Annotated in this window: 12 protein-coding genes; 6 read left to right on the plus strand and 6 right to left on the minus strand. The window is 70.3% G+C overall.

Annotated elements, in window-relative coordinates:
• The first annotated feature begins 181 nt into the window (after positions 1-181).
• The 3 genes from ACZ7L6_RS31450 to ACZ7L6_RS31460 all read left to right on the plus strand — a co-directional run bounded on the left by ACZ7L6_RS31450 (position 182) and on the right by ACZ7L6_RS31460 (position 6,274).
• Positions 182-3,289, plus strand: coding sequence for a glycoside hydrolase family 2 TIM barrel-domain containing protein (locus ACZ7L6_RS31450; protein WP_471929738.1), 3,108 nt, complete (start codon positions 182-184; stop codon positions 3,287-3,289).
• A gap of 232 nt (positions 3,290-3,521) precedes the next feature.
• Entirely contained in the window at positions 3,522-5,756 is a 2,235-nt protein-coding gene (locus ACZ7L6_RS31455; protein ID WP_471929740.1) for a glycoside hydrolase family 9 protein, read from the plus strand.
• Positions 5,757-5,815: 59 nt separating this feature from the next.
• Positions 5,816-6,274 carry a hypothetical protein gene (locus tag ACZ7L6_RS31460; protein WP_471929742.1) on the plus strand — a complete coding sequence of 153 codons (459 nt, stop codon included), beginning with the start codon at positions 5,816-5,818 and terminating at the stop codon, positions 6,272-6,274.
• Positions 6,275-6,286: 12 nt separating this feature from the next.
• On the opposite strand, the gene qcrB is transcribed toward ACZ7L6_RS31460, so the two are convergent.
• Both qcrB and sigJ read right to left on the minus strand, forming a co-directional pair.
• On the minus strand, positions 6,287-7,780 hold the full coding sequence (gene qcrB / locus ACZ7L6_RS31465) for a cytochrome bc1 complex cytochrome b subunit (RefSeq protein ID WP_471929744.1): 1,494 nt from the start codon (positions 7,778-7,780) through the stop codon (positions 6,287-6,289).
• Positions 7,777-8,706, minus strand: a complete 930-nt coding sequence (gene sigJ / locus ACZ7L6_RS31470) for an RNA polymerase sigma factor SigJ (RefSeq protein WP_471929746.1) — start codon at positions 8,704-8,706, stop codon at positions 7,777-7,779. The genes qcrB and sigJ overlap by 4 nt, the downstream gene beginning before the upstream one ends.
• 205 nt (positions 8,707-8,911) lie before the next feature.
• On the opposite strand from sigJ, the gene ACZ7L6_RS31475 reads away from it, so the two are divergent.
• The 3 genes from ACZ7L6_RS31475 (at position 8,912) to ACZ7L6_RS31485 (ending at position 11,675) form a co-directional block, all read left to right on the plus strand.
• Entirely contained in the window at positions 8,912-9,157 is a 246-nt protein-coding gene (locus ACZ7L6_RS31475; RefSeq protein ID WP_030845137.1) for a hypothetical protein, read from the plus strand.
• 3 nt (positions 9,158-9,160) lie between these two features.
• Positions 9,161-9,538 (plus strand): toxin Doc, encoded by a 378-nt coding sequence (locus ACZ7L6_RS31480; RefSeq protein ID WP_433053095.1) that lies wholly within the window; start codon positions 9,161-9,163, stop codon positions 9,536-9,538.
• A gap of 520 nt (positions 9,539-10,058) precedes the next feature.
• Positions 10,059-11,675, plus strand: coding sequence for an RICIN domain-containing protein (locus ACZ7L6_RS31485; RefSeq protein WP_471929749.1), 1,617 nt, complete (start codon positions 10,059-10,061; stop codon positions 11,673-11,675).
• Between the two features lie 74 nt (positions 11,676-11,749).
• Here ACZ7L6_RS31485 and ACZ7L6_RS31490 read toward each other — a convergent pair whose 3' ends face one another.
• The 4 genes from ACZ7L6_RS31490 to ACZ7L6_RS31505 all read right to left on the minus strand — a co-directional run bounded on the left by ACZ7L6_RS31490 (position 11,750) and on the right by ACZ7L6_RS31505 (position 16,194).
• A complete protein-coding gene (locus tag ACZ7L6_RS31490) occupies positions 11,750-12,727 on the minus strand; it encodes a 2-hydroxyacid dehydrogenase (protein WP_471929751.1) in 978 nt (325 codons plus the stop codon).
• Complete coding sequence (locus ACZ7L6_RS31495; protein WP_471929753.1) at positions 12,724-13,893, minus strand: lactate 2-monooxygenase; 1,170 nt, start codon at positions 13,891-13,893, stop codon at positions 12,724-12,726. Before ACZ7L6_RS31495 ends, ACZ7L6_RS31490 begins: the two co-directional genes overlap by 4 nt.
• Before the next feature lie 73 nt (positions 13,894-13,966).
• Positions 13,967-14,662 carry an alpha/beta fold hydrolase gene (locus ACZ7L6_RS31500; protein WP_471929755.1) on the minus strand — a complete coding sequence of 232 codons (696 nt, stop codon included), beginning with the start codon at positions 14,660-14,662 and terminating at the stop codon, positions 13,967-13,969.
• Positions 14,659-16,194 carry a purine-cytosine permease family protein gene (locus tag ACZ7L6_RS31505; protein WP_471929757.1) on the minus strand — a complete coding sequence of 512 codons (1,536 nt, stop codon included), beginning with the start codon at positions 16,192-16,194 and terminating at the stop codon, positions 14,659-14,661. Before ACZ7L6_RS31505 ends, ACZ7L6_RS31500 begins: the two co-directional genes overlap by 4 nt.
• Positions 16,195-16,271: the final 77 nt, after the last annotated feature.

Genomic DNA, 16,271 nt, shown 5'->3' on the forward strand with positions numbered 1-16,271 from the left:
TCCAACGCGCACACTCACGGTGAACAAGCGTGTCAGCTGCGCTCCAGACTAGTGCTTCGGGGACCCCCGCGTATCGGAACCCTCGGGCGCACCCTTGACTGTCCCGCGTGCCACCCCGTCAGAATCTGTTTGTTCACGATCAGTTGTGAGTACTTCTGCGCCCTGATGAGGGAGAGCTGTCATGACAGTCACTCGAAGATCGTTACTGCTCGCCTCCACGGCCGCCCCGGCGGCCGGAGCGCTGCTGAGCACACCGACGGCGCGGGCCGCGGAACTCGCCGACGCCGCCGGTGCCGCGTCCGGACGCCGCACGGTCCCGCTGCGCGACGGCTGGCGCTTCGCCCTGGTGAACCCCGGCGGCATCACCGACCCGACCGGCGCCTACGCCGGCGCCGCCGAGCCCGGCTACGACGACTCGGGCTGGCGCGAGGTCGCGGTGCCGCACGACTGGAGCATCGAGTCCGCCCCGACCACCGAGCACGGCACCACCAGCGGCACCGGCTTCTTCCCCGGCGGCCTCGGCTGGTACCGCCTCGCCTTCACCCTGCCGCCCCCTCTCGCGGGCAAGCGGATATCGGTGGAGTTCGACGGCGTCTACATGGACTCGTACGTCTACTGCAACGGCAAGGAGACCGGCCGCCACCCCTACGGCTACACCGGCTTCGCCTTCGACCTCACCGATCTGGTGCACACCGACGGCAGCACCGAGAACGTGCTCGCGGTCAAGGTGCAGAACCGGCTCCCCAGCAGCCGCTGGTACTCGGGCAGCGGCATCTACCGCGAGGCCCGCCTCGTCGTCACCGAGCCGGTGCATGTGGAGCGCTGGGGTACGTACGTCACCACGCCCGAGATCACCGAGGAGCGGGGCGTCGTACGGGTGCGGACCTCGGTGGTGAACGCCTCCGGCGGTGGTACGGACGTCGAGATCGTCTCGCGGATCGTCGACCCCAGGGGCCGTACCGTCGCCCGTACGTCCTCCACGGTCGCCGTCACCGACAAGGCCACCGAGACCCATGAACTCACGGTCCCCGAACCGAAGGTGTGGGACTTCAAGACCCCGCACCACCGCTACACCCTGAAGACCGAACTGCGCGTCGGCGGCCGGACCACCGACACCTACCGCACCACCTTCGGCTTCCGCACCTTCCGCTTCGACCCCGAGGAGGGCTTCCACCTCAACGGCGAGTACCACAAGATCAAGGGCGTCGACCTCCACCACGACCTGGGCGCCCTGGGCGCCGCCGTCAGCATCGACGCGATCCGGCGGCAGATGACCATCATGCAGTCGATGGGCGTCAACGCCTTCCGCACCTCCCACAACCCGCCCTCCACGGAGATGATCCAGGTCTGCGAGGAGCTGGGCATTGTGATGCTGGTGGAGGCGTTCGACTGCTGGAAGACCGGCAAGACACGCTACGACTACGGCCGGTTCTTCGACGAGTGGGCCGAGAAGGACGCCACCGAGATGGTGCTCGCGGCCCGCAACTCGCCCGCCGTGCTGATGTGGTCCATCGGCAACGAGGTCCCCGACTCCACCTCCACCGCCGGGCTCGCCATGGCCGACCGGATCATCGACGCCATCAGGGCCGCCGACGACACCCGCCCCCTGGTCATCGGCTCCGACAAGTACCGCCGTCTGCCCGCCAAGGGCTCCGCCGCCGACCTGATGCTGGCCAAGCTGGACGGCCTCGGGCTCAACTACAACACCGCCAAGTCGGTGGACCAGCTGCACGCGGCGTACCCGCACCTGTTCCTCTTCGAGTCCGAGTCGTCGTCGGAGACCTCGACGCGCGGGACGTACCAGGAGCCCGAGCACCTCAACACCGGCGAGAACCACACGCCCGGCAAGCGGGCGACCTCCTCGTACGACAACAACCTCGCGTCCTGGACCATGAGCGGCGAGTACGGCCACAAGAAGGACCGGGACCGGAAGTGGTTCGCCGGGCAGTTCCTGTGGTCCGGCATCGACTACATCGGCGAGCCCACGCCGTACGACGTCTTCCCGGTCAAGGCGTCCTTCTTCGGCGCGGTCGACACGGCCGGCTTCCCGAAGGACATGTACTACCTGTTCCAGAGCCAGTGGGTCAGCGAACCGATGGTCCACCTGCTGCCGATGACCTGGAACCACGCGGAGGGCGACACGGTCGAGGTGTGGGCGTACTCGAACGTCGACACCGTGGAACTGTTCCTCAACGGCAAGTCCCTCGGCACGCGGACCTTCGACACCAAGAAGACCGTCGACGGCCGGGTCTACCTGGAGACCACCGAGGCGACCGGCGACGACAAGACCTTCACCGACGGTCCCTACCCCGGCAGCTACACCAGCCCGAACGGTAGCGCGGGCACGCTCCACCTCACCTGGAAGGTGCCTTACAAGCCGGGGGAGTTGAAGGCGGTGGCCCGCAGGGACGGCAAGGTGGTCGCCACCGACGTGCTGCGCACCGCCGGGGAGTCGAAGGCGGTGCGCCTGACCGCCGACCGCAAGTCCCTTGCCGCCGACGGCCGTTCGCTGGTCTTCGTGACCGCCGAGGTGGTCGACGCCCGCGGTGTGGTGGTGCCCGACGCCGAGGACCTGATCTCCTTCGAGGTGACGGGCGGCTCGCTCGCCGGGCTGGACAACGGACAGCAGGAGAGCGCCGAGCGCTACCAGGCAAGCACCCGCACGGCCTTCCACGGCAAGGCGCTGGCGATCGTACGGTCCGGCACGAAGGCGGGCACCCTGAAGGTGACCGCACGGGCCGAGGGGCTGCGGGCGGGAAGCGTGACCGTGCGGACGACTCCGGCGCGGTCGGCCGCGCTCACCCCTGCCGCCGAGTTCGAACCGGACTATCCCGCGCCCCCGAACTACCCCTATGCGGATGCCAGTTACTCCGGCCGCCCGGACACCCTCCCGGCCGCGATGCTCGACGGCAACCCGGCCACCGGCTGGTCCAACGGCTTCCTCAAGGCGGCCACGGCGCTGCTGCCGGCCTTCGACGGGGCCAGGGCGGAGGACTGGGTTTCCGTGGACTTCGGGCGGGCGCGAGCCTTCGACCGGGTGGAGGTGTCGTTCACTGTGGACGCCACACACACGCTGCCCTCGTCGGTCAGGGCCGAGGTCTGGGACGGCCGACGGTACACGCCGGTCAAGGGCGCCTCCGTGGACTGGGCCACCGCCTCGGACGCACCGACCGTCATCACCTTCGACGCGGTACGAGGCTCACGGCTGCGACTGACCCTGACCAGCGCCCACCCGGGAGAGCCCCGAGGGGCAATACGCATCAGCAAGCTGGAGGTCCCGGCCACCTGACCCACGTCACGGTCTTGGACGGCCGGTTCGGCGGCGCCCCGCAAGGGGCGCGGGGCTGTATCGATATGCGGCTCCGCCGCGTGGGCGCGACCAGCCACGACGGTGCCGCAGCCGAAAACTGCCCGTCCGGACCGTTGACGGACCGTCATGTCGCCAACAAACATGGCCGGGTCCGCCTCTGGGAGCGCTCCCACCTCGAGCGTAACCCGCCCCTCACCCGAGGAGCCCAGACGTGAAACGACGCAGAACCATCCTGCTGACCCTCACGGCCCTGCTGGCCGCAGGCCTGGCCGCCGCACCGGCCGGCGCCGACGAGGTCGAGCAGCTCAAGAACGGCACCTTCGACACCACCACCGCCCCGTGGTGGTCGACCAGCAACGTCACCGCGGGCCTGTCCGACGGCAAGCTGTGCGCCGACGTCCCCGGCGGCACCACCAACCGCTGGGACGCCGGCGTCGGCCAGAACGACATCACCCTGGTGAAGGGGCAGTCGTACCGGTTCTCCTTCACCGCGAACGGCTCGCCCGAGGGGCATGTCGTGCGGGCGATCGTCGGCCTGTCGGCGGCGCCGTACGACACCTACTTCGAGGTGACGCCTCAGCTGAGCGTCTCCGGCAACTCGTACTCGTACACCTTCACCTCGCCGGTCGACACGCCGCAGGGCCAGGTCGCCTTCCAACTCGGCGGCAGCGCGGACGCATGGCGCTTCTGCATGGACAACGCCTCGCTGCTGGGCGGTGTCCCGCCCGAGGTGTACGAGCCGGACACCGGACCGCGGGTGCGGGTGAACCAGGTCGCCTATCTGCCCGCCGGGCCGAAGAACGCCACGCTGGTCACCGACGCCACCGAGAAGCTGCCCTGGCAGCTGAAGAACGCGTCCGGGGCCGTGGTCGCCCAGGGCTGGACCGTGCCGCGCGGCACCGACGTCTCCTCCGCGCAGAACGTCCACTCCATCGACTTCGGCGCCTACCGCAAGCAGGGCAAGGACCTCATGCTGGTCGCCGACGGCGAGGCGAGCCGCCCGTTCGACATCGGCACGGCCGCCTACGAGCGGCTGCGCCTGGACGCCGTGAAGTACTACTACACGCAGCGCAGCGGCATCGCGATCCGCGACGACCTGCGCCCGGGCTACGCCCGCCCCGCCGGACACGTCGACGTTGCGCCGAACCAGGGCGACGGCGCCGTGCCCTGCCAGCCGGGCGTGTGCGACTACAAGCTCGACGTCACGGGCGGCTGGTACGACGCCGGCGACCACGGCAAGTACGTCGTCAACGGCGGCATCTCCGTGTGGGAGCTGCTGAGCACCTACGAGCGCGAACGGCTGGCCCGCACCGGCGAGGCGGAGAAGCTGGGCGACGGCACGCTCGCCATCCCGGAGAGCGGCAACAAGGTGCCGGACATCCTGGACGAGGTCCGCTGGGAGCTGGAGTTCCTGCTGAAGATGCAGGTGCCCGCGGGACAGCCGCTGGCCGGCATGGCCCACCACAAGATCCATGACGAGCAGTGGACGGGGCTGCCGCTGCTGCCGAGCGACGACCCACAAAAGCGCGAACTGCATCCGCCGTCCACCGCGGCGACCCTGAACCTGGCGGCGACGGCAGCGCAGGCAGCGCGTCTGTACAGGCTGTACGACAAGGAGTTCGCGGCGAAGACCCTGGCGGCCGCACGCAAGGCGTGGTCCGCGGCGCTCGCGCACCCCGACCGGTACGCCTCGGAGAGCGACGGCATCGGCGGCGGCACGTACGCCGACAACAACGTCACCGACGAGTTCTACTGGGCCGCGGCGGAGCTGTATCTCAGCACCGGCGAGAAGGAGTTCGCGGACTACGTCCTGGGTTCCCCGGTCCACACGGCCGATGTCTTCGTTCCCGTCGGCTACGACTGGGCGAGGACGGCGGCAGCGGCGCGGCTGGACCTGGCGACCGTGCCGAGCAGGCTGCCCGGCCGGGACAAGGTGCGCCAGTCGGTCATCAAGGGCGCTGAGCGCTACCTGGCCACGCTGAAGTCACAGCCGTACGGGATGCCGTACGCCCCCGAGGGCAACCTCTACGACTGGGGCTCCAACCACCAGATCCTGCACAACGCCGTCGTCATCGCCACCGCGTACGACATCACGGGCGCCTCCAAGTACCGTGACGGCGCGCTGCAGAGCATGGACTACCTCCTCGGCCGCAACGCGCTGAACATCTCGTACGTGACGGGCTACGGCGAGGTCAACTCCCACAACCAGCACGCCCGCTGGTACGCCCACCAGCTCGACCCGAGTCAGCCGAACCCCCCGGCCGGCACGCTCGCCGGCGGGCCGAACTCGAGCATCCAGGACCCCTACGCACAGAGCAAACTCAAGGGCTGCGTCGGCCAGTTCTGCTACATCGACGACATCCAGTCCTGGTCGACGAACGAGCACACCATCAACTGGAACTCCGCCCTGACCCGGATGGCGTCGTTCGTGGCGGACCAGGGATAGGAGGTCAAAGGACATATAGGGGGTGACCGGGGCTCCGGGCCCGTGATGATATTCCGCCCATGAGCAGAATCGCGGAGGTCATCGTGCTGGCGATGGACGCGGCCGAGGTGATGGAGCCCCTCACCCAGGACGATCCGGAGCGCAGTTGGCGGGGCCGGTTCGAGGAGATCTCCAGCCCCCTGGGTGGCTGGCTGGGGAACGGCTGGGCGTCGGAGTTCGTGCGGGTGGGGTCACGGACGGGGCTGCTGAAACACCTCGAGTCGTTGCCGTGGCCCCGCCCGGAGAGCGTGCAGGTGCTCATCCACGACGAGGAGGACGAATGCTTCGGGCTGTGGATGATCCACGACGGCAGGCTGGTGGAGATCGAGCTGCCGCGCACCGAGCGCTTCCACCAGCCGGCCCCGCCGACGGACGAGTTCGCACCGAGCCCGGGCCTGCTGCTGCGCACGGACAGGGCCGGAGACTGGCTGCCGGAGCAGACGCCACCCCACCTCCGTGACACTCGTCCCGCTTGGTAGCGGCCGCCAGGCCTAGCGCTCGCGCTCCAGGAGTTCGGCCGGGCGCTCGTGCTCCACGGGTGGCCCCGGTCGCTCGTGCGCGGTGAGGGTGTGCAACCGGGCCTGGTCGAGCGGTTGGTGCAGCTCGACGTACCCGCCCTGTGGGAGCCGCTTGATGACTCCGGTCTCCCGGCCGTGCAACACGAGTTCACGGTCGCGGAGCTGGAGTCCCAGGCAGATCCGGCGGGTGACGACGAACACCGCCGCCGGGACGACCAGCGCCGCGACACGCACCGCCCACGTCACAGTGTTGATCGACAGATGCAGCCGTGTCGCCACGATGTCGTTGCCGCCGCCTGCCAGGAGGATCAGGTACAGGCTGATCCAGGCCGCGCCGATGCCCGTGCGGACCGGACGGTTGCGGGGGCGGTCGAGGAGGTGGTGTTCGCGCTTGTCGCCGGTGATCCAGGCCTCCAGGAAGGGGTACACGCCGATGAAGACCAGCAGGAGCGGGAAGACCACGACCGGGATCAGCACTCCGAGGACGAGCGTGTGGCCCCACAGAGTGATCTCCCAGCCCGGCATGATGCGCACCAGGCCCTCGGCGAAGCCCAGGTACCAGTCGGGCTGGGCACCGGTGGAGACCTGGTCGGCGCGGTAGGGGCCGTACGACCAGACCGGGTTGACCGACGCCACCGCCGCGAGGAGGGACAGGGCTCCGAAGACCAGGAAGAAGAAGCCGCCCGCCTTCGCCATGTACACCGGCATGAAGGGGGCGCCGACGACATTGCGTTCGGTGCGTCCGGGGCCCGCGAACTGGGTGTGCTTGTGGTACACGACCAGCAGGACGTGCGCGACGACCAGCGCCGCCATGATGCCCGGGATCACCAGGATGTGCAGGGAGTAGAAGCGGGCCACGATGTCATGGCCCGGGAACTCCCCGCCGAACAGGAACATCGACAGATACGTCCCGACGATCGGGACGGAGAGCAGTGCCCCGTTCACGAACCTCAGGCCCGTCCCCGACAGCAGGTCGTCCGGCAGCGAGTAGCCGAACAAGCCCTCGAACAGGCCGAGGAACAGCAGCGTCCAGCCGAACAGCCAGTTGATCTCGCGCGGCTTGCGGAACGACCCCGTGAAGAAGTGCCGCATCATGTGCGTGAGCATCCCGGCGACGAACACGAGCGCCGCCCAGTGGTGCAGCTGCCGGATCAGCAGCCCGCCCCGCACGTCGAAGCTGATGTCCAGCGTGGACGCGTACGCCTCGGACATGCGCACGCCGTTGAGCGGGAGGTAACTGCCGTGGTACGTCACCTCGTTCATCGAGGGATGGAAGAAGAAGGTCAGGTACACACCCGTCAGGATCAGGACGACGAAGCTGTACAGGCAGATCTCGCCCAGCAGGAAGGACCAGTGGTCCGGGAAGACCTTGCGCAGGTACTTCCGGCCCAGGGAGTGGACGCCGAGCCGGCCGTCGAACCAGTCCGCTACCCGCTCGCCTCTGCCGGGCAGTTCACGGGTGCTCATGCTTCCTCCCTGTGCACGTGCGTGAGCTTGTCGGGGTTGGTCACGACGTAGACACCGGACACCCGGTCGCCGTCCGGCGTCAGGTCCAGGACCATGACGGCGTACGGCTCGTCGCCCTCGAACAGCACCGCCGCGTCGTCGCCGTTGACGCGCCGGTAGCGCAGGTCCAGGTGGCCCCCACGGCCCCGGTTCGCGTACGAGCCGAGGAGCCGGAGCACCTTGTCCCGGCCGTGCACGGGACGCAGTCCCCCGGCCCGCTTCCGCTTGCCGCCGGCGTCCGTCCACACGGTCACGTCCGGCGCGAGGATCTCCAGCAGCGCGGCGATGTCCCCGCCCAGCGCGGCCCGCACGAACCGCTCCGTGGCCTCCCGCCGCACCCGCGGATGCGCCTCGTACAGCGGCCGTCGCGCATGCACATGCTCCCGGGCCCGATGCGCCAGCTGCCGTACGGCCGCCGGGCTGCGGTCGATGATCTCCGCGATCTCCTTGTGGGGATACCCGAACACCTCGTGCAGTACGAACACCGCGCGTTCCAGTGGCGTCAGCGACTCCAGGACGACCAGCATCGCCAGCGACACTGACTCCGTGCGCAGCGCCGGGTCGTCGGCGCCGGCCCCCTCGCCGTCCGCGACCAGCGGCTCGGGCAGCCACGGGCCGACGTACGTCTCCTGCCGGCGGCTGATCGCGGCCCGGCGCGCCAGCGCGTGGTTCACCGCGATCCGCACGAGGTACGCCCGCGGGTTCGCGATCCCCTCGAGCGGCGCGCCCCCGCCCCGCGCCGTCCACGACAGCCAGGTCTCCTGGAGGACGTCCTCCGTGTCGGCGACGCTGCCGAGCATGTTGTAGACGACGCCGAACATCAGCTCACGGTGCTCGACGAAGACGCAGGTCGCGTCGTCGGTGACGGGTACGGGGATGTCGGACATACGGGGGCCTCCCAGTGCGCGCTCACTACTGCGAGGCCCGGAGGGGGCCGGAATGTGACATCCCGGGGTCGAATGTGACCTACGTCTCGGGGAGCCGGCGAGCGGCCTTCCGTCGGCGGTGCGTTCCGCACCCCTCGGTACCGTCGTGCATCCCACTTGACCTGCAGGTATTTACGCGTAAGTACCCGAGCGGTACCGTGAGGGCATGCCAGCTCTCAACGTGGAGTTCAGCGACCGCGAGCTAGAGGACCTGCGGCAGATCGCCAAGGAACGCGGTACGTCGATGAAGGCGCTCGTGCGCGAGGCCGCCGCGGCCGACATAGCTCGGCACCGGGCGCTGCAGGAGGGCGCCGAGGCGTTCCGCCGTTTCTTCGCGACACACGCGGACGAGTTCGCGGCCGCCTTCCCCGACGACGAACCGCCCGCCAAGGGCGAGGGACGGGCCGCCTGACCCATGGCACCCGTCATCCATATCGACGTGCCCTGGCTGCTCCAGCGTCACGAAGAGGTCCTGCCGGACCAGCCCACGATCAACGACTTCTCCGCGTTGGTCGCCGCCGTCGCCCGCCATCGCGTGGATCCGCCCCGCCTGGGCGTCGACTCCGACCCGGCCTGGCGGGCCGCCGCGCTGCTGCACACCCTCGCCCTGCTCAAGCCGCTTCCCTCGGCCAACGCCCGCTTCGCCTGCGCCTCCGCGGTCGCCTACATGTTCGTCAGCGGCGTCGGCATCGACCCGCCCTACGGCGCCCTCGTCGACCTCGCCCGTGACCTGATCTCCGGCAAGACCGACGTGTACGGCGCCGCCGACCGGCTGCGCTCCTGGCAGATCTGACGCCCCCGGCCGGCTCAGACACCCGCCGGACAGGCGGACCCCGTTCCGCGGGCCCTCGGGGCCGCCGACCGAGGGCGGGAGGAACGGGGTCGGCGGCCGGACGCGCAGGAGAGCCGCCGTCCTGCGCGGGGCCTCCCGAGGGGCCGGTTCCAGTGGACTACGCCGGAGCGTACGCCGGGGAGCGTGCGTGGTGCTCCGGCGCGTGCGTGCGTTTCACACGGGGCGCATGGAATGACGAAAGCTCGCGCAGGTGCGGCGAGTTGCCGCCGTATCTGACTTTCTTTCAAAGGGGCGGATGTTGCCCAAGTGCCTTGTTGGTCATGAGCGCGCTGTGCAAGGGTGAACCACCCGTGGGGGGCGGAAAAGGCCGGCGTTCATTCGTTCCGTGGGGAACCGGGGCGGATGGCCGTTGGTGAATTCGTGCTCCCCGCGCTCGCGTCGAAGAGGTACACACCAAGCCGCTCGGTCCTTTTCGGCGATCAGAACTTCTGTGCCATGCGCGTGGGAAGGAATCCGTTCAGTGCCCACCCCCCACCCCCCTCGCCCTCCCTACCCGCCGCCCGGCGGGGTCCCCGAGGAATCCGACGAAGGCCTCGCCGCCCGGCTGCAGGGCCGTCCGGACGGCGAGGCCGCTCCGTCCGTCGCGCTGCTGATGGCGCGGCACTGGCAACCGGTCCATGAATACGCGGTGATCTGTCTCGCCTCCCCCGAGAGCGTCGCCGACATGGTGACCGCCGCCGCCTTCCATCAGGTCCTCGACCGTCTGGCGCTGGGCGAACCGGCTGCCGCGCTGCGGCCCCGGCTTCTCGTCGCCGTCCGGGACACGGTCCGGCAGTGGTCGGCCGAGGACCGAATAGCGGGCGTTCTGCCGGAGCTGGCGAAACCCGCCGGTGGTCGCGGTATGCGTACGGCGAAGTCGATGACGCCCGAAAATCGAAAGCTCGCCGATCGGTCATTCCAGGCGCTTCCGGGACTTGCCCGATGCCTGCTCTGGCATACCGAGGTCGAGGCCGAGCCGGTAAGCGTCCCCGCCGGGCTGTTGGGCATGGATGCCGTTGCCGCATCGGCCGCTCTCGAACAGGCGCGTGATAAATTCCGCGAAGGTTGTGTACATGCCCATCGGGAACTCGCGCCGACGAAGGATTGCCGGTTCTACAACCGTCTCCTCGACGTCCCGATTCGCCGGGGAGGGGCGCTGCTGCCTGATGTCCAGCAGCATCTGACCGAGTGCCGCTACTGCCGTAACGCCGCCGAACAACTGAGTCATTTCGAGGGCGGGTTGGGAGTCCTCATCGCCGAAGCGGTACTCGGCTGGGGCGCGCGCCGCTACCTGGAGACCCGTCCGGGCCGTACCCGCAGCGGTGGGCCGGGCACGCGCGGCCCGGCCAGACACGGCCGAGGACGTCGCCGTCTCCTGCCGCGCATTCCCGCGCAGGGCAGACGGATGCCCGGCGGACCCCGGTCCCCCCGGACCCTGCTCACGGGAGTGGGCCTGGTCTCCGCCGGGCTGATCGCGGCCATGCTCGCCGCCGGCCTGCTGTCGGACGACGACGGGGTCGACCCGGCCGCCTCCGCCACCGGCGGCGGCACCGGGCCACAGGTGCCTCCCGCCGTGTCCTCCTCACCGCCCGGCACGGCCCAGCTCCCCACCGCACCACTGCGGTCCAGGCTGCGCAACGCCGCCGCCGACCTGTGCCTCGACATCCGGGGCGAGCCGAGGGCCGGCGCAGCTACCGAGCTGGCCGAGTGCTCTGCCGACGAAACGCAGCTGTGGTCGTACGAGAAGGACGGCCTGCTGCGCAGCGTGGCGGACCCCGACCTGTGCCTGGACTCGCACGTCGACGCCGGTGTGGTGATCCTCGGCAAGTGCGCCGCCGACGACTCGAAGCGGGCCGACGACGTGCGCTACGACCTCACCGTGCAGGGCGAGTTGCTGCCCCGCTGGGACGAGCGACTCGCCCTGGCCGCCACCACCTCCGACGCAGGGGCCGACATCGTCGTCAAGGTCCGCGACGGCTCCGACGCACAACGCTGGCCCGCCGATCCGGTGACCTCGGCGAGCCCCGGGTCACTGTCCAGCGGGGAGACGGGGACGCCGGGGGCCCGGGCGGTGCGGTGGGGGGAGGCGAGGGCGTAGTCGTGTGGCGGGGCCGCGGACGCGGTGGGCGTGCCGCCCCCCTCGTGACGTCCGCGCGTTCCGCCGGGCCGGCCTTAATTCACGACGTCCCGGGGCGTCTCGCCGGACAGGAAAGCGGTCACGTTCTGGACCGCGGCGAGGGCGATGCGGACGAGGGTTTCGCGGGTGACGCCGCCGACGTGGGGTGAGAGCACCACGTTCGGGGCGCGGAGCAGGCGCAGGGCCGGGGTGGGCGGTTCGGGGTCGAAGACGTCGATGCCCGCCCCGGCCAGGGCGCCCTTCTCCAGCGCGTCCGCGAGGGCGTCCTGGTCGATCAGGGCGCCCCGCGCCGTGTTGACCACGAACGCCGTGGGCTTGAGGAGAGCCAGCCGCTCGGCGTTCAGCAGGTGCCGGGTCTCGCCGGTCAGCGGAGTGTGCAGGGAGACGTAGTCGGCGGTGCGCAGCAGCTCGTCCAGCGGGAGATGGCGGGCACCACCGAACTCGGCCTCCGTCTCCGGCGGCAGCCGGCGCCGCCCGGCGTAGACGACGTTCATGTCGAACGCGACCGCGCGGCGGGCGACTTGCCGCCCGATCTGCCCCAGGCCCACTATGCCGAGCGTCTTGCCGCACAGTTCGGTCAGCGAGTGCTGCAGGCGGGGGAGTGCCCAGTCGGCTTCGACGAGTGCGGTGTGGGCGGGGATCAGCTGCTTGGCCATGGCGAGCATGAGGGCGAAGGTCTGCTCGGCCACGTTCTGCGCCTCGGCCCCGCTGGAGCCTATGTTGCACACACGCACTCCGCGCTCGCGTGCCGCGTCCACGTCGACGTAGTCGAAGCCGTGGCTGGCGCACTGCACCAGCTCCAACTCCGGTGCGGCGGCGAGGTGTTCTGCGGTCACCGGGGCGAGCGCGGTGACGACGACGTGCGCGGAGCGCAGGGCGGCCGGGTCCTCGTCGGCCGCCTCGACGACGGTGACCTTCGTGCCCCGGGGGAAGAGCGTGGCGAGGCCGGCACCGATGTCACGGCCGCCCACGTGCGGCGAGAGGACGGCGAGGACGTTCTTGGTGGCGGTCATGCGGATTCCTCGACGAGGTCGGCGGGTCCGAGCGTGGCGGGGGTGGCGTGCCCGGACAGGGCGAGGGTGAGATCGAGTTCGGCGAGCAGACAGCGGATGACGTGCTCGACGCCCGCCTGTCCGTCGAGGCCGAGCCCGTACACGTACGGCCGACCCACGAGCACCGCCTGCGCGCCGAGGGCGAGTGCCTTGAAGACGTCGTCGCCGGTGCGGATGCCGCTGTCGAACAGCACCGTCAGCCGGTCACCGACCGCCTCCACGACCCGGGGCAGGGCGTCAGCCGCCCCGATGGACCCGGCCACCTGGCGGCCGCCGTGATTGGAGACGACGACCCCGTCCATCCCGGCATCGGCGGCCGCACGGGCGTCGTCCGGGTGCAGGATGCCCTTCAGGACGATCGGGCCGTCCCAGTTCTCCCGCAGGAACGCAAGGTCCGGCCAGGTCTTGGCGGGGTCCGCGAACATGCCGACGAAGTGCATGACGGCCGCGTCCGGATCCTCCTGCACCGGCTTGGCCAGGCCCGCCCGGAAGGCCGGGTCGGAGAAGTAGTTGGCGGTGCCCACACCGTGCAGGAACGGCAAGTAGGCCTGGTCGAGGTCGCGGGGCCGCCAGGCCAGCATGGGCGTGTCCAGGGTGACGACGAGCGCGGTGAACCCGGCAGCCTTCGCCCGGTTCAGGAAGCTCCGGGCCACCTCCAGGTCCTTCGGCCAGTACAGCTGGAACCAGCGCTCGGCGTCCCCCATCGCCTCCGCGACCTGCTCCATCGGGGTGCTGGACGCCGAGGAGAGGGTGAACGGCACGCCCTGTGCCGCCGCGGCCCGGGCGGCCGCGCACTCGGCGTCCGGGTGCATGATCGACAGCACCCCGACCGGGGCCAGTGCCAGCGGAGAGGGCAGGGAGCGGCCCAACACCTCGACGGACAGATCCCGTTCGTGCACGTCCCGCAGCATGCGCGGCACGATCCGGTGCCGCCGCAGCGCCGCCCGGTTGGCGCGGGCGGTACTGCCGTCGCCCGCGCTGCCCGCCACATAGCCGACGGGACCCGGACCGAGGCGCTGCTCCATCAGCTCCTCCAGCCGGGTCAGATCGGTGGGGAGCCGGGGTACGGCTCCCGTCATCCCGTTCAGATAGATCTCGTACTGGAAGTCCGCCCAGTGCTTGCCCATGCGTACGCCCCGCCTCTCGTCACTGAGAACGCGCTGTACGCCGACCATACCGACCGGTAGGCGGGGGAGTGGGTCAGGGGGCGGTCACCGACTCGTGCAGGATGCGGGCCAGTTCGCGGGGCTGGGAGAACATCGGCCAGTGGCCGGTGTCCATGGTCACCAGGTTCCAGCGGTCGCTCTTGAGGAGTTCGGCGACGTCGTCGCTCGGCTCCGGCCAGTCCAGCAGACACTTGACGTAGGTCGTCGGCACCTCGGCGAGCGAGCCGGTCAGGACGGCCGGTTCGGTGAGTGTGGCGCCGGGGTGGGGCGTCGCGCCCCGCACGATCCGGGCGATCTGCTCGTCCGTGAGGCCCTGGTCCGCCAGATCCTCGGGCGAGAAGGGTGCCCAGAAGCCGCCGTTCGCCTCGATCGCCGCCCGCACCCCGTCGCTCGGCCAGCCCCACAGGAACGACTTCCCGTCGGTCGGGACGCTCGCGTCGACGTACACCACCCGTGCCAAACGGTCCCCGATCCGCTCGGCGGCCTGCCCGACCGGTACGCCCGAGTAGCTGTGTCCGACCAGCACCACGTCCCGCAGGTCGAGGCGCTCCACCTCCTCGACGACGTCCCGCACATGGGTCTGCTGCCCTGCCGGTGTTCCCCGCTTCTCGGCCAGCCCGGACAGGGTCAGCGCATGGGCCTCGTGCCCGGCCGCTCGCAACTCGGGCACCACCTCGTCCCACGCCCACGCACCCAGCTTCGCGCCCGCCACCAGAACGTAATTGGTCATGAGGGCAAGGTAGTCGAAGGCACTGACAGCGCCCCCGGCCCGCTGATCGGCGGCATCGGCACCTCCACGGTCCGTGCCAGCCGCGCCCCCTCCGGCCCGTACACCGCCCGCGGCTCGGGAAACAGCCACAGCATCGCCAGGAACAGGACGGCCGCCACGACCAGCGACAACGGCAGGCTGATGTCCACGCCGCCCGCGAGATCGCCCAGCGGTCCCACGAACTGCCCGGGGATGTTGGTGAACAGCACGCCGGTCAGCGCCGCCACCCACCACGCGGTCATGCCCCGCCAGTTCCAGCCGTGCGCGAACCAGTAACGGCCGCCGCGCTGACGGCGGTTGAAGACCTGCAGGGCGTCGGGGTCGTACCAGCCGCGCCGGGTCCAGTAGCCCAGCATCATCACGACCATCCACGGCGTGGTGCAGGTGATGATCATGGTCGCGAAGGTCGAGATCGACTGCACCAGGTCGAGTCCGAACCGTCCGACGAAGATGAACGCGATCGACAAGGCACCGACCAGCAGCGTGGCCTGCACGCGCGAGAGCCGCGGGAACACCGAGGAGAAGTCCAGCCCGGTCCCGTACAGCGCGGTCGTCCCCGTCGCCATGCCGCCGATCAGCGCCAGCAGACACACCGGCAGGAAGTACCAGCCCGGCGAGACCGCCAGCAGCCCGCCCACGAAGTCGGGCGCCGCCGGGTCGACGTACTCGGGAACCTTCGTGGCGATGATGCTCGCGGTCGCCAGGCCGAAGACGAACGGCAGCAGCGTCGCGATCTGCGACAGGAACGCGGCGCCGATCACCTTGCGGCGCGGGGTGCTCGCCGGGATGTAGCGTGACCAGTCGCCGAGGAACGCCCCGAACGAGACGGGGTTGGACAGCACGATCAGGGCCGCGCCGATGAACGACGGCCAGAACAGCGAGCGGGTGGGCGCGTCCGCGGAGTCCGTGAACACGCCCGCGTACGACGGGTCGAAGTCGCCGGCGAAGGCGATCGCGCCGAGCAGGAACAGCACGCTCGCCGACAGTACGGCGATCTTGTTCACGAACAGCATGAAGCGGAAGCCGTACACGCACACCGCGAGGACCAGTCCGGCGAACAGGGCGTAGGCGACGACGTACGACAGATTGCCGCGCGTCAGGCCGAAGAGCCGGTGTGCGCCGCCGACCAGGGCATCGCCGGAGCTCCACACCGAGATCGAGAAGAACGCGACGGCCGTCAGCAGGGAGAGGAACGAGCCGACCACGCGGCCGTGCACGCCCAGGTGCGCGGAGGACGAGACGGCGTTGTTGGTGCCGTTGACCGGCCCGAACACCGCCATCGGGCACAGGATCAGCGCGCCGGCGACGACCCCGAGCAGCGTGGCGGCGAGGCCCTGCCAGAAGGAGAGACCGAACAGGATCGGGAAGGCGCCCAGGACGCAGGTGGAGAAGGTGTTGGCGCCGCCGAAGGCGAGGCGGAACAGATCGAGCGGGGTCGCCGTGCGCTCGGCGTCGGGGATGCGGTCGACGCCGTGGGTCTCGACCTCGGTCAAGGAGGGGGCGGGGGAGGGGAGTTCGGGCTGCGAGGGCGGCGAAAGCGGTGAGGACTGGGAGGGCTGCGGAGGCTGCG

This window comes from Streptomyces sp. NPDC107522 (assembly GCF_055657525.1).